This window comes from Mycobacterium sp. ACS4054, assembly GCF_001667275.1.
Classification (GTDB): Bacteria; Actinomycetota; Actinomycetes; order Mycobacteriales; family Mycobacteriaceae; genus Mycobacterium.
The window spans coordinates 1-12,251 of sequence record NZ_LZHV01000029.1 but is presented as its reverse complement, the minus strand read 5'-3'; the positions used below and the strand labels follow the sequence as shown (position 1 = coordinate 12,251).

Genomic DNA, 12,251 nt, shown 5'->3' with positions numbered 1-12,251 from the left:
ATCTGGTCAGTGCACTCCGCTCTGGTCCTGCCCGGGCCGGGTCACGCCATCGGTGCCGTATTTCTGCATCCGCGCCTGCAGCTCCGACAGGCGGATCGCCCGGGAATCGTCCTGGGTGGGCGCGGCACCCCCGAGCCGCCGCGGCACCCAGAACTCGCCTTCCGGGTGCGGATACTCCTCCTGCACCTGGTACAGCAACGCGTTCATCGCCTGGCGCAGCTCCGCGTTGAGCTGTTCGGGCGTCCCGCGCGGCGGCAGCGGCCGCCCGGCGGCGACGGTGATCGGAACCTTGTTGCGCCACACCTTCTTTGGATGATCCTTGGGCCAGATCCGGTGGGCGCCCCAGACGATGACCGGCACGATGGGCACCTGGGCGTCCAGGGCCATCCGGGCCGCACCGGTCTTGAACTCCCGCAGCTCGAAGCTGCGGCTGATCGTGGCTTCGGGGTGCATCCCGATCAGCTCGCCCTGCCGCAGGCGCTGCGTGGCAAGCTCGAACGCGCCGTTCCCGTTGGTGCGGTCCACCGGGATCAGCCGGGCGTGGTTGATGACGTAGTTGACCGCCTTCACGTCGGCCATTTCCGCCTTGATCATGAAGTACGCGCGGCGGTGGCGTTCGCGCACGGCGAGCAGCGTCGGCAGCCAGTCCAGGTAGCTGGTGTGGTTCTGCGCCAGCAGCGCGCCGCCCCGCTCGGGGATGTTGTCCAGCCCCCGATAGGTGAACTTGGTCCCCTGCATCGCGACCATCGGCGGCACGATCCACTCGCACAACCGGTAGAACCCCTCGGGCATGTCGTCTCCTTCGCCTACCCTGACGGCCGTTCGCTGCGGCCGGCTGCCCGCGCCGCAGCCTCGTCCGCCTCCATCCGCGCGGCCTCGGCCATTGTCGGTGCCCCGCCGCCGAGGCGGCGCGGCGTCCAGTACGCCCCGGGTTCGTGCGGATACTGCTGTTGCACTTGGTGCAGCAGCGCGGTCATCGACTCGCGCAGCGCGGCGTCGGTCCGCGCGATGTCTTCGGCCGCCGGCACCGGCGCGCCCACCTGCACTTTAATCGGCATCTTGCCGCGCCGGAGGTTGCGCGGGTGATCTTTTGTCCAGATACGGTGCGCACCCCAGACGATCACCGGAACGATCGGGACGCGGGCCTCGATGGCCATCCGGGCGGCGCCAGTCTTGAACTCCTTGAGCTCGAAGCTGCGGCTGATGGTGGCCTCCGGATAGACCCCGACCAGCTCGCCCTCGCGGAGACGTTGCACGGCCACCGCGTAGGCGCCGGCCCCCGCTCCGCGGTCCACCGGAATGGTCCGGGTGTGTTTGATCAGGAAGTTGACGATCTTCACCTGTTGCATCTCGGCCTTGATCATGAACCTGAGCCGGCGGTGCCGCCGGTGCACGGCCAGCGCGGCGGGCAGGAAGTCGACGTAGCTGGTGTGGTTGATCGCGATCACGGCGCCGCCGGAGGCCGGGATGTTCTCCTCGCCGCCGTAGGAGATCTGGGTGCCGGTGGCCACAACCACCAGCCGAGCCAGAACCTCGAGCGTGCGGAAGATCGGCTCCACCATTGATCGCTACTCCGGCGGTCGCGCGTTCCGAGCCCGCCGAGCCGCGCGCTCGGCCGCCTCCTCGGCGTCCATCTGGGCGGCCTCGGCCAGCGACGGGGCGCTACCGCCCAACCGGCGCGGCACCCAGTACTCGCCGGCGGGATGCGGCCCATACATCTCCTGGGCCCGCTCGAGCAGGTGTTGCATCCGCGAGTGCAGCAACCCCTTGAGCTCCTCGACGCCCAGCGTCGGTTCGATCGGCTCGCCGACGAGCACCGTGATGGGCACCTTCGGGCGCCACAGCTTCTTGGGGTGGCCCTTGGTCCAGATGCGCTGCGCGCCCCAGACGATCACGGGAACGATCGGCACCCCGGCCTCGACCGCCATCCGGGCCGCCCCCGACTTGAATTCCTTGATCTCGAAGCTGCGGCTGATCGTGGCTTCCGGGTAGACGCCGACCAGCTCGCCGTCCTTGAGATTCCTGACCGCTTCCTCGTAGGAGGCGGCCCCGTCCTGACGATTGACGGAGATGTGCCGCAGGCTGCGCATGATCGGCCCGGTGATCTTGTTGTCGAACACCTCCTGCTTGGCCATGAACCGCACCTTGCGGCCCAGACCCTGCTGGTAGGCGGGTAGGCCCGCGAACGTGAAGTCGAGGTAGCCGGTGTGGTTGATGGCGATGACCGCGCCGCCGCTTTTGGGCAGGTTTTCCACGCCCGCGACTGTGATCTTGAGACCCTGTAGGCGCCACACCAAGCGGGCAAGCTGAATGACAGTCCCGTATACCGGTTCCACAGCTGCCCAGCCTAGTGCTCCTGGCTGTGAGTCACCCGAAGTGCCGAAACGGGGCGCCCTGCGACGTCACGCCGGCCCCGCCGCCTCGCGCTAAGCTCGGGGGCTGAAAAGTCGTTACCCGGCCGCGGGCCGCTAAGGCCCCTCCAGCGGCCCCAGGAAGGTGTTTGTGCAGGTCACGAGCGTAGGTCACGCCGGATTTCTGATCGAGACCCCCGCGGGCAGCATCCTTTGCGACCCCTGGGTCAACCCCGCCTACTTCGCGTCGTGGTTCCCCTTCCCGGACAACACCGGGCTGGACTGGGACCGGCTGGGTGACTGCGACTACCTGTACCTGTCGCACCTGCACAAGGATCACTTCGACGCCAAGAATCTGGCCGAGCACGTCAACAAGGACGCGGTGGTGCTGCTGCCCGACTTCCCGGTGCCCGACCTCCGAAATGCGTTGCAGGAGCTGGGGTTTTATCGGTTCTTCGAGACCAGCAACTCGGTCAAGCACCGGGTCAGCGGCCCGAAGGGCGACCTGGACGTGATGATCATCGCCCTGCGGGCGCCGGCCGACGGCCCGCTCGGCGACTCTGCCCTGGTGGTGTCCGACGGCGTGACAACCGCTTTCAACATGAACGACGCCCGGCCGGTCGACTTGGACGTGCTGACGTCCGCCTTCGGACACATCGACGTGCACATGCTGCAGTACTCCGGTGCGATCTGGTACCCGATGGTCTACGACATGCCGGCCCGCGCGAAGGAGTCGTTCGGTGTCCAGAAGCGGCAGCGGCAGATGGACCGCGCCCGCCAGTACATCGCCCAGGTCGGCGCGACGTGGGTGATCCCGTCGGCGGGGCCGCCGTGCTTCTTGGACCCCGAATTGCGTCACCTCAACGACGACCACGACGATGCGGCGAACATCTTTCCCGACCAGATGGTGTTCCTCGACCAGATGCGCACCCACGGCCACGACGGCGGCCTGCTGATGATCCCCGGCTCGACCGCCGACTTCACCGGCACCGCGTTGAACTCGCTGCGCCATCCGCTGCCCGACGACCAAGTCGAGGCGATCTTCACCACCGGGAAGCGGGCCTACCTCGCCGACTACGCCGAGCGGATGGCGCCCGTGCTGGCCGCGGAGCGGGCCGGCTGGGCCCCGGCCACCGGGGAACCGCTGCTTGAGCCGCTGCGCGCGCTGTTCGAACCGATCATGGCCCAAAGCGACGAGATCTGCGACGGCATCGGCTATCCCGTCGAGCTCGTCATCGGCCCGGAGACGGTGGTCCTGGACTTTCCGAAACGTGCCGTGCGGGAACGCATTCCCGACGAAAAGGTGAGATACGGGTTCGCCATCGCCCCCGAGTTGGTCCGCACCGTGCTGCGCGACCGGGAACCGGACTGGGTCAACACCATCTTCCTGTCCACCCGATTCCGGGCGTGGCGCGTCGGCGGCTACAACGAATACCTGTACACCTTCTTCAAGTGCCTCACCGACGAACGAATCGCCTACGCCGACGGCTGGTTCGCCGAGACGCATGACGATACCTCGTCGATCACGCTGGAGGGCTGGGAGATTCAGCGGCGCTGCCCCCACCTGAAGGCCGACCTGTCGAGATTCGGTGTGGTGGAGGGCAACACGTTGACCTGCAATCTGCACGGCTGGCAGTGGCGGTTGGACGACGGGCGCTGCCTGACGGCGCGCGGCCACGAACTGCGAAGTTCCCGGGCATGAACCACGGCCCCGGCCAGTCTTACGACGACGGCCTGGTTCAGCTGGATCGCGCGGCGATCACGTTGCGGCGCTATCACTTTCCGTCGGGCACGTCGAAAGTCATCGCCCTGAGCGCGATTCGTGGCTACAAGGCCGAGGGGCTGGGCCTGCTCACCCACCGGTTCCGGATCTGGGGCAGCTCGGACCTACGTCGCTGGTTGCCGCTGGATGTGAGCCGGCCGTTCAGGTCGACGCTGATCACCCTGGACGTGCCCGGCATTTCGCCCAGCCCGGCCTTCACACCGGCGCGACCGGACGAGTTCACCGCCCTGCTGGACGAGCTGCTGAGCCGGCGCGGTTAGCGCCGCCGCTAGGCCGTGCGGTCTTCGAGCGCGCGGCGCGCCGCGTTGTAGCCGGGGGTGAAGGTGATGCCCGGACCGCCGTGGCAGCCGGCGCTGCCCAGGTACAGCCCTTCGATCGGGATGGGCTGACCGCGAAAACCCTTGGGGCCGGGCCGGTTCGGCCCGATCTGGTCCGAGCTCAGCAGCCCGTGGCAGTAGTCGCCGCCCGGGGCGCCGAACATCACGCCCATGTGTTTGGGAGTGAAGGTGGTGTGCCGGATGATGCTGCGCTCGAAGTTCGGCGCCAGCCGGGTGATCTTGTCGATCACGCGCTGGCCCATCTCGACCTTCGCGTCGCCGTAGTCGGCGCCCCCCTCGATGGGGAACCACAGCGCGAACGCCGAGGCGGCGTGCTTGCCCTCGGGCGCCAGGTCCGGATCGTTCTGCGTCGGAATCTGCAGCACCACCGTGGGGTCGGCCGGCACGATCCCGCGGCGGCAGTCCTCCCACTGCTGCTGGACCTCCTCCGGCGTGCAGAACAGGCCTATCGACGCCTGCATGGCCGGGTCGTTGAGCGCCTCGTAGGGGGCGGCGAACTCCGGCGCCTCCTCGAGCGCGAAGTGCATCTGCAGGTAGCTGCCGCGGTGGTCGGTCCGGGCGAACCGCTCCCGAATGTCGGCGGGCACCAGGGCCGGATCGATCAGGTCGTTGACGGTGACGTCGGGCGCGATGCCGGAGACGACGATCGGGGCGGTCAACTCCTCGCCGGCCTCGGTGCGCACCCCGCGCACCCGACCGTCGGCGACCAGGATCTCGGTGACCTTGGATCGCAGCCGCACTTCGCCGCCCTGACTTTCCAGCAGCGCGCCCAGGTGCGAGGTCAGCGCGCCGATGCCGCCGCGCAGCTTCTTCATCTGCATGGTGTCGCCATCCGGGACGCCCAAGCCGAAGGCGAGCGCGGCCGCGCTGCCGGGCGTGGCCGGCCCGCGATACAGGGTGTTGACGGCCAGCACCGTCATCGAGCCGCGCAGCGCGCCGTGCTTCTCGCGGTCGGGAAGGTAGCGGTCCAGCACGTCGGTGACCGATCCGAAGAGCATGTCATCGATGGCGGAGCGTTCGAATTCGTTTGTCGCGCAGGCATACATCTCGTCGAAGGTCTTGGGCTCGGTGCCCGCCTCGAACCGGCCCAACGCCCGCGTGGGGGCCTGGCTCCAGGCCATCAGCCCCGCCATCCCGTTGACGGCGTCGGCCCCGTGCACCTCGTTGAGGTGGGTGAACAGCTTGATCGGGTCGCTGTACTGGATAAGCGGGTCGTCCCCGACGCCGCGGACCGCCACCGACATCACCTCGAGGTCGATGGTCGGCAAGGTGTCCAGGCCGAGTTCCTCGACGACCACCATCGAGGTGGGGAATTGCACCGAGCCAGCGATCTCGAACTGGTACCCGTCGAAAAGCTCCACCGTGGACGCCATTCCGCCGGCGTACAGCTTGGAATCCAGGCACACCGTCCGCAGCCCGGCCTTCTGTAGAAGCACCGCCGCGGCCAGACCGTTGTGCCCGGCACCGATAACTATCGCGTCATAGTCAGTCATGTCCTGCCCTCCAGCAATGGAGGCTGGCATGGTCGCAAAGTTTTGTCAATTGTGACGAAACTTTACGAAGCTTTTCAGTCGGCGTCGGTGACCCACGAGCCGGTGATGCCCGCCCGGAGCGACTCCAGCGCGGCGTGGCACATGCGCGCCAGCTCGCCGAGCGATCGGTCCTCACCGAGCATCCAGAACTCCATCGCCCCGAACACCCCCGCGGCGATGCACCGCGCGGTCACCCGGGCGCGCAACCTCGCGTCCAGCGTCTCGCGCGCCGCGCAGCTACGCCGGTGCAGCTGTGCCTCGATGGCGTCGGCGAAGTCCGCCTGGACCTCCTGCATATGGCGGACGATGCGGCCGGGGTCCAACTCACCACCGCGCAGGGCGGCGATCTTCGCCACTGCCTCAACGTCATAGGGAAACGAGAAGACGGCCGATTGCACCGAATCGATGATCGGTTCGGCGTCGGGCCGGGCGTCCAGCGCGGCCCGAAACCAGTTCAGCCCCGTGTAGTCGGCAAACAACAGATCGTGCTTGGACTTGAAGTGCCGATAGAACGTCCGGAGCGAGACCCCGGCGTCCGCCGCGATCTGCTCGGCCGAGGTCTCCTCGACGCCCTGGCCCAGGAAACGCACCATGGCGGCCTGGATCAGCGCCTCCCGCGTGCGCTCGCTGCGCACCGTCTGCGCCGGCCTGACCATGCAAGTAAGGTACCCCACCCGGCTTTTGTCACTATTGACAAAACTTTGGTCGGGGGGTGAGACTGCGCGCATGGTCTCGCTTCTTGTGCATGCCGTTCTCGGGCTCAGTGTCATCGGCTGGATCGTCGCCGCGAACTCAAAGGTCTTCGCCCGGCCCGCCGGCGGCCCGTTGTTCTCGCCGCTGGAGTGCGTCTACTACCTCGTCGGGATCGCGTCGGTGGCCTTGGGCTGGTACTTCAACATCACCTACGTCGCGCAGTATTCGCACGGTTCCACCAACCCGCTGTGGGGCGAACACGGGAGCTGGGCCGAATACATCAGGCTGATGTTCACCAACCCGGCCGCGTCCTCCGCCAGCCAGGACTACACGATCGCGAATGTCGTTCTGCTGCCATTGTTTACGATCGTCGACGGCTACCGCCGTGGGCTGCGGCATCCGTGGCTGTACTTCGTGTCCAGCCTGTTCACCAGCTTCGCGTTCGCGTTCGCCTTCTACTTCGCCACCATGGAGCGCCAGCGCCGGCACCAGCAGGCCCGCGAGACGGTGGACGCCTAGGTTCCCTTCGCCCAGCGCCGGGCCCACTGGTCCAGGGGGTTGAGGGCCTCGCCCAGCGACAGGCCGGCCTCGCTGAGCTCGTAACACTGGTCGTCGCGCTGGACGACCAGCCCCGCGCCCGTCAGGTCGCCGAGACGGTCATACAAAACGCTGGGAGACATGCCGTCGCAGCGCTCCCGCAAAGCCCGCGCCCCCAGCGGGCCGTCGCGAAGCTCCCACAGGATCCGCAACGCCCAGCGCCGCCCGAGGAGATCCAGGGCCGCCATGAGGGGCCGCCCCGTTGTCGACCCCCGCACCGGGTGCCCCGGGCGAACCACCGGTTGACGTTTCGGATTCCGTAACGTAGCTTTCTTGTCCATGGTTACGGAAATAGTAACGCCTCGCATCGGCGTCCTCGACCCGCCGTACGAGCACGCGGTGGCGGCGCTGCTGCAGAAGATGATGCCGCCGAACGTGCCGCCCATCGCCCTGTTCCGCACCGTGGTGCGCAACATGCCCATGGCCGAGGCCATGACGCTCTGAGGCGGCTACGAGCTGAGCCGCAAGCTGTCGCTGTCCCTCCGCGACCGCGAGATCGTCATCGACCGCACCTGCGCTCGCTGCGGGTGTGAATACGAGTGGGGCGTGCACGTCGCGTTTTTCGCGGAGAAGGTGCGCCTCGACAGCGAGCAGGTCCGCTCCTTGACCCACGGCGGCGCCGACGACCCCTGCTGGACCGCCGAGCGGGATCGGCTCCTGGTCCGCGCCGTGGATTCGCTCTGCGACCGTCGCGACATCGACGACGCCCTCTGGGCGGCGCTGCGCGCCGAGTTCGACGAACGCGAGATCCTCGACCTCACGATGCTGTGCGGGTGGTATCACGCGATCAGCTTCACCGCGCGCGCCGCCCGGGTGCCGCTCGAGGCGGGCAGCCCCACCTTCGCCGGCATCGGTCGCTGACCGCGCTCAGCTCGGTTTGATGGCGCGCCACCGTTGCCGCCCACCGGAAGCGTCGATCTGCACATCGGCGAATCCGGCGTTCCGCAGGCGCGCGCCCAGATCCGTCGGTGCGATCGGGTTGTAGGTGTCGGCGATGTGCAGGAGCCGGAACGTCAGCGACGGGACGCCGTCGGTGCCGGCGAACGCCCCGCCCGGCTGCAGCACCCGGAACGCCTCGGCGAAGAGCCGGTTCTGCAAGTCGGCGCTGGGAACGTGGTGCAGCATCGTGAAGCACACCACCGAGGTGAAGTGATCGGCGGGCAGCCCGGTGTCGGTGCCGTCGCCGTGGATGATGCGGGCCCGGTCGCCGTAGCGGCGCTGCAAGCGATCGGCCATCGCGGCGTCCACCTCGACGGCGGTGAGCGAATCGGCCCTGTCCAGCAGGGCGCGTGTCGTCGCCCCGTATCCGGGACCGATTTCCAAAGTCCGCGAACCTAATTCGACGCCGTCCAGCGCCCAGGGCAACAGCTGGCCCTCCACCGCCTTCTCCCAGGCCGCCGAGCTACACCGGCGCCGGTGCAAGAGATTCATTGCCATAGCCGTAAAGCTAACCGCTCGTGCCGGATGCGGGCTTCCGATATTCTGCCGTGTTATGTCGGAAATCAGCCATCACGGGCGGGCGACGTCGTCGCAGGCGCTGCCGCCGGGGGCGCGGATCGAGCGGCACCGGCATCCCTTGCACCAGATCGTCTACCCGTCGTCGGGGGCGGTCTCCGTCACCACCCCGGCCGGCACCTGGATCACGCCGGCGAACCGGGCGATCTGGATCCCGGCGGGCTGCTGGCACGAACATAAGTTCCACGGCCCCACGCGATTTCACGGCGTCGCACTCGATCCCCGCCGCTACCGTCGCGGGCCGGCGGCGCCCGCAGTCCTGGCGGTCACCCCGTTGATGCGCGAACTCATCATCGCGTGTTCGCAAACCGACGGCACCGACACCGACGAGCACCACCGGATGCTGGCCGTGCTCCAGGATCAATTGCGGGCGACCAGCGCCGGCGAGCCGCTGTGGATTCCCACACCCGTCGACGCCCGGCTGCGCGAAGCGTGCGCGTTGATCGCCGACAACCTGGCCGCGCCGTTGACGTTGCCGCAGATCGGCCACCGGATCGGCGTCAGCCAGCGCACGCTGAGCCGTCTGTTCGGCGACGAGCTGGCGATGACCTTCCCGCAGTGGCGCACGCAGCTTCGCCTGCAGCACGCGCTGGTGCTGCTCGCCGAGCGGCACGACGTCACGTCGGTGGCGGCCGAATGTGGTTGGGCCACAACGAGTGCCTTCATCGACACCTATCGGCGGGCCTTCGGCCACACCCCGGGCAGGCTGGCGGCGAGGGCGCGTTAGCTAGCTAGCGACGGGCTCGAGCAGCTCCGTGCCGACGAACGGCACCAGCGCGTCGGGCACCCGTACGCTGCCGTCGGGCTGTTGGTGGTTTTCCAGGATCGCCACCAGCCACCGGGTGGTGCCGAGCGTGCCGTTGAGGGTGGCCGCGGTCTGGGGCTTGCCGTTGGCGTCGCGGTAGCGCGTCGCCAGCCGGCGCGCCTGAAAGGTGGTGCAGTTCGACGTGGAGGTCAGCTCTCGGTAGGTGCCCTGCGTGGGAACCCATGCCTCGCAATCGAATTTGCGGGCCGCCGACGATCCGAGATCACCCGCCGCGACGTCGATCACCCGATAGGGCACCTCGATGCGGGCCAGCATCTCGCGTTGCCATCCCAGCAGCCGTTCGTGCTCGGCCTCGGCCTCGTCGGGCGTGCAGTAGACGAACCCTTCGACCTTGTCGAACTGGTGCACCCGGATGATGCCGCGGGTGTCCTTGCCGTAGCTGCCGGCCTCCCGCCGGAAGCACGACGACCAGCCCGCGTATCGCAGCGGCCCGGCGGACAGGTCCAGGATCTCGTCGGCGTGGTAACCGGCCAGCGGCACCTCCGAGGTGCCGACCAGGTACAGGTCGTCGGCCTCGACCCGATAGATCTCGTCGGCGTGCGCGCCCAGGAATCCGGTGCCGGCCATCACCTCCGGGCGCACCAGCACCGGCGGGATCATCGGGATGAAGCCGTTCTCGACGGCCAGCCGCAGGGCCAGTTGCAGCAGCCCCAGCTGCAGGAGCGCGCCCCGGCCGGTCAGGAAGTAGAACCGCGAGCCGGACACCTTTGCGCCGCGCTGCATGTCGATGAGTCCCAGCGCCTCGCCGAGCTCCAGGTGGTCCTTCGGGTTGTCGAGTTGCGCGGGTTCGCCCACCACGTCCAGGACGCGGTAGTCGTCTTCGCCGCCGGCGGGCACCCCCTCGATGACGACGTTGGAGATCGCCATGTGCGCCGCGGTGAACGCGGCCTCGGCCTCGGCCTGCTCGCTCTCGGCGGCCTTCACCTGCTCGGCCAGTTCCTTGGCGCGCGCCAGCTTGGCCGGGCGCTCCTCGGGGGACGCGGCGCCGACGCTCTTGCTGGCGGATTTCTGTTCCGCGCGCAGCGCGTCGGCCGACGAGATCGCCGCCCGCCGGGCGGTGTCGGCCGCCAGCAAGGCGTCGACCAGGGCCGGGTCCTCGCCACGGTCGAGTTGGGAGCGGCGCACGGCGTCGGGGTCTTCCCGGAGCAGCTTCAGGTCGATCACGGCCAAGACACTACTTTTTCGGGCTCCGGTCGATCGCAGAGCATCCACCCGGGCCGATCCCAGGACTCACATCAGTAACTTTTGTCACGCGCCACAGGTGGTGCTGTCAGAATGGAGCCGATGTCGCAAGCCCCCGAGACGGACCATCCGGAAGCCCCGGCGTCCGCCGCGCCGGCCGCCGAGCCGGACCAGCCGCACGCCGGCTTCCGGTGGCCGCGCAGTCTGCAGGCGACGGCCACCCGCCGCGCGCTGCTGCTGACCGCGCTGGGCGCCCTGTTGATCGCCGGCCTGGTGACCGCGCTTCCGGTCGGCGGGACCGGCCCGGGCCGGCTGTCCGGCTATCTCGACGGCAATCCGGTGCCTACCACCGGAAGCAAGAGTGACGCCGCGTTCAACAAGGCCGCCAGCGGCGACTGCCTGACGTGGCCGGACACCACCCCGGAGTCGGCGAAGATCGTCAACTGCGCCGACGACCACAAGTTCGAAGTGGCGGAATCCGTCGACATGCGCACCTTCCCGGGTGCCGAGTACGGTCCCAACGCCGCTCCGCCGTCGCCCGCGCGCATTCAGCAGATCACCCAGGAGCAATGCGAGTCCGCGGTGCGCAACTACCTGGGCCCCAAGTTCGATCCCAACAGCAAGTTCATCGTCAGCCTGCTGTGGCCCGGTGACCGCGCCTGGCGCCAGTCCGGCGAGCGGCGGATGCTCTGCGGGCTGCAGCTGCCCGCCACCAACAACCAGCAGCAGCCGTTCAAGGGCAAGGTCGCCCAGATCGACCAGTCCAAGGTCTGGCCGGCCGGCACCTGCTTGGGCATCGACACGAACACCAACCAGCCGATCGACGCCCCGGTCGAATGTGCCGCACCGCACGCGATGGAGGTGACCGGCACGGTCAACCTGGCCGAGAAGTTTCCCGGTGCGCTGCCGGCCGAGCCCGACCAGGACGGGTTCATCAAGGACCTGTGCACCAAGATGACGGACGCCTACCTGGCGCCGGTCAAGTTGCGCACCACCACCCTGACGCTGATCTACCCCACCGTGCCGCTGGCCAGCTGGACGGCCGGCAGCCGCGAGGTCGCCTGCAGCATCGGCGCGACGCTGGGCAACGGAGGCTGGGCCACCCTGGTCAACAGCGCCAAGGGCCAGCTGCTGATCAACGGTCAGCCGCCGGTGCCGCCACCCGACATCCCCGAAGAGCGGCTCACGATGCCGCCGATACCGCTGCAGGTGCCGGCCCAGGCGCCGGCTCAGGCGCCGTCGAGCCAGGCGGGCTCGGTCCCGGAGATCCCGCCGAACAACCAGCACCTGCCGGGCCAGCAGCCGGTGGAGACGGCGCCCCAGGCGCCGGCAACGAATTCCCCGGCTCCGCAGGCGCCGCCCCCCGCGGACGCCGGAGCACCGCCGCAGGCCCCGCCTCCCGCGGACGCCGGAGCGCCCCCCGCGGCGCCCAAC

At 68.7% G+C, this 12,251-nt stretch carries 15 protein-coding genes; 7 read left to right on the top strand and 8 right to left on the bottom strand.

The genetic code is table 11. The features are described 5' to 3' along the window. Nucleotides 1-6: 6 nt before the first annotated feature. Genes A5730_RS05560 through A5730_RS05550 form a run of 3 tightly spaced genes read right to left on the bottom strand, consistent with a single transcriptional unit; the run spans nucleotide 7 to nucleotide 2,336 of the window. On the bottom strand, nucleotides 7-792 hold the full coding sequence (locus A5730_RS05560; RefSeq protein ID WP_055405401.1) for a 1-acyl-sn-glycerol-3-phosphate acyltransferase: 786 nt from the start codon (nucleotides 790-792) through the stop codon (nucleotides 7-9). Nucleotides 793-806: 14 nt separating this feature from the next. Further along, nucleotides 807-1,562, bottom strand: a complete 756-nt coding sequence (locus A5730_RS05555; RefSeq protein ID WP_067896755.1) for a 1-acyl-sn-glycerol-3-phosphate acyltransferase — start codon at nucleotides 1,560-1,562, stop codon at nucleotides 807-809. Between the two features lie 6 nt (nucleotides 1,563-1,568). Beyond that, nucleotides 1,569-2,336, bottom strand: a complete 768-nt coding sequence (locus A5730_RS05550) for a 1-acyl-sn-glycerol-3-phosphate acyltransferase (RefSeq protein ID WP_067896752.1) — start codon at nucleotides 2,334-2,336, stop codon at nucleotides 1,569-1,571. 166 nt (nucleotides 2,337-2,502) lie between these two features. On the opposite strand from A5730_RS05550, the gene A5730_RS05545 reads away from it, so the two are divergent. Both A5730_RS05545 and A5730_RS05540 read left to right on the top strand, forming a co-directional pair. Next, a complete protein-coding gene (locus tag A5730_RS05545) occupies nucleotides 2,503-4,053 on the top strand; it encodes an MBL fold metallo-hydrolase (RefSeq protein ID WP_067896868.1) in 1,551 nt (516 codons plus the stop codon). Then, nucleotides 4,050-4,394 (top strand): hypothetical protein, encoded by a 345-nt coding sequence (locus A5730_RS05540; RefSeq protein WP_067896749.1) that lies wholly within the window; start codon nucleotides 4,050-4,052, stop codon nucleotides 4,392-4,394. The genes A5730_RS05545 and A5730_RS05540 overlap by 4 nt, the downstream gene beginning before the upstream one ends. Before the next feature lie 8 nt (nucleotides 4,395-4,402). Here the strand turns inward: A5730_RS05540 and A5730_RS05535 are convergent, their stop codons facing one another. Beyond that, nucleotides 4,403-5,965: an NAD(P)/FAD-dependent oxidoreductase gene (locus tag A5730_RS05535; protein ID WP_067896747.1), complete on the bottom strand. Its 1,563-nt coding sequence runs from the start codon at nucleotides 5,963-5,965 to the stop codon at nucleotides 4,403-4,405. Between the two features lie 74 nt (nucleotides 5,966-6,039). After that, nucleotides 6,040-6,660, bottom strand: coding sequence for a TetR/AcrR family transcriptional regulator (locus tag A5730_RS05530; protein ID WP_067896744.1), 621 nt, complete (start codon nucleotides 6,658-6,660; stop codon nucleotides 6,040-6,042). A 70-nt stretch (nucleotides 6,661-6,730) separates the two neighbouring features. On the opposite strand from A5730_RS05530, the gene A5730_RS05525 reads away from it, so the two are divergent. After that, entirely contained in the window at nucleotides 6,731-7,216 is a 486-nt protein-coding gene (locus tag A5730_RS05525) for a DUF2834 domain-containing protein (RefSeq protein ID WP_067896741.1), read from the top strand. On the opposite strand, the gene A5730_RS05520 is transcribed toward A5730_RS05525, so the two are convergent. After that, nucleotides 7,213-7,482: a helix-turn-helix domain-containing protein gene (locus A5730_RS05520; RefSeq protein ID WP_067896738.1), complete on the bottom strand. Its 270-nt coding sequence runs from the start codon at nucleotides 7,480-7,482 to the stop codon at nucleotides 7,213-7,215. The genes A5730_RS05525 and A5730_RS05520 overlap by 4 nt on opposite strands. Nucleotides 7,483-7,567: 85 nt before the next feature. Here A5730_RS05520 and A5730_RS24910 point away from each other — a divergent pair, with 85 nt between their 5' ends. Together A5730_RS24910 and A5730_RS05515 are read left to right on the top strand one after the other, a co-directional pair. Further along, nucleotides 7,568-7,738: a hypothetical protein gene (locus tag A5730_RS24910; protein WP_197506156.1), complete on the top strand. Its 171-nt coding sequence runs from the start codon at nucleotides 7,568-7,570 to the stop codon at nucleotides 7,736-7,738. Nucleotides 7,739-7,750: 12 nt separating this feature from the next. Then, entirely contained in the window at nucleotides 7,751-8,155 is a 405-nt protein-coding gene (locus A5730_RS05515; RefSeq protein ID WP_197506164.1) for a carboxymuconolactone decarboxylase family protein, read from the top strand. Nucleotides 8,156-8,161: 6 nt separating this feature from the next. On the opposite strand, the gene A5730_RS05510 is transcribed toward A5730_RS05515, so the two are convergent. After that, nucleotides 8,162-8,731 carry a class I SAM-dependent methyltransferase gene (locus A5730_RS05510; RefSeq protein WP_067896736.1) on the bottom strand — a complete coding sequence of 190 codons (570 nt, stop codon included), beginning with the start codon at nucleotides 8,729-8,731 and terminating at the stop codon, nucleotides 8,162-8,164. A gap of 55 nt (nucleotides 8,732-8,786) precedes the next feature. Here A5730_RS05510 and A5730_RS05505 point away from each other — a divergent pair, with 55 nt between their 5' ends. After that, the gene (locus tag A5730_RS05505) at nucleotides 8,787-9,536 is read left to right on the top strand and encodes a helix-turn-helix domain-containing protein (RefSeq protein WP_067896732.1); all 750 of its coding nucleotides are present in this window, start codon (nucleotides 8,787-8,789) and stop codon (nucleotides 9,534-9,536) included. On the opposite strand, the gene serS is transcribed toward A5730_RS05505, so the two are convergent. Then, entirely contained in the window at nucleotides 9,537-10,799 is a 1,263-nt protein-coding gene (gene serS / locus A5730_RS05500) for a serine--tRNA ligase (protein ID WP_067896867.1), read from the bottom strand. 111 nt (nucleotides 10,800-10,910) lie between these two features. On the opposite strand from serS, the gene A5730_RS05495 reads away from it, so the two are divergent. After that, nucleotides 10,911-12,251: septum formation family protein (locus tag A5730_RS05495; protein WP_067896729.1), on the top strand; the 1,341-nt coding region annotated here is incomplete at its 3' end.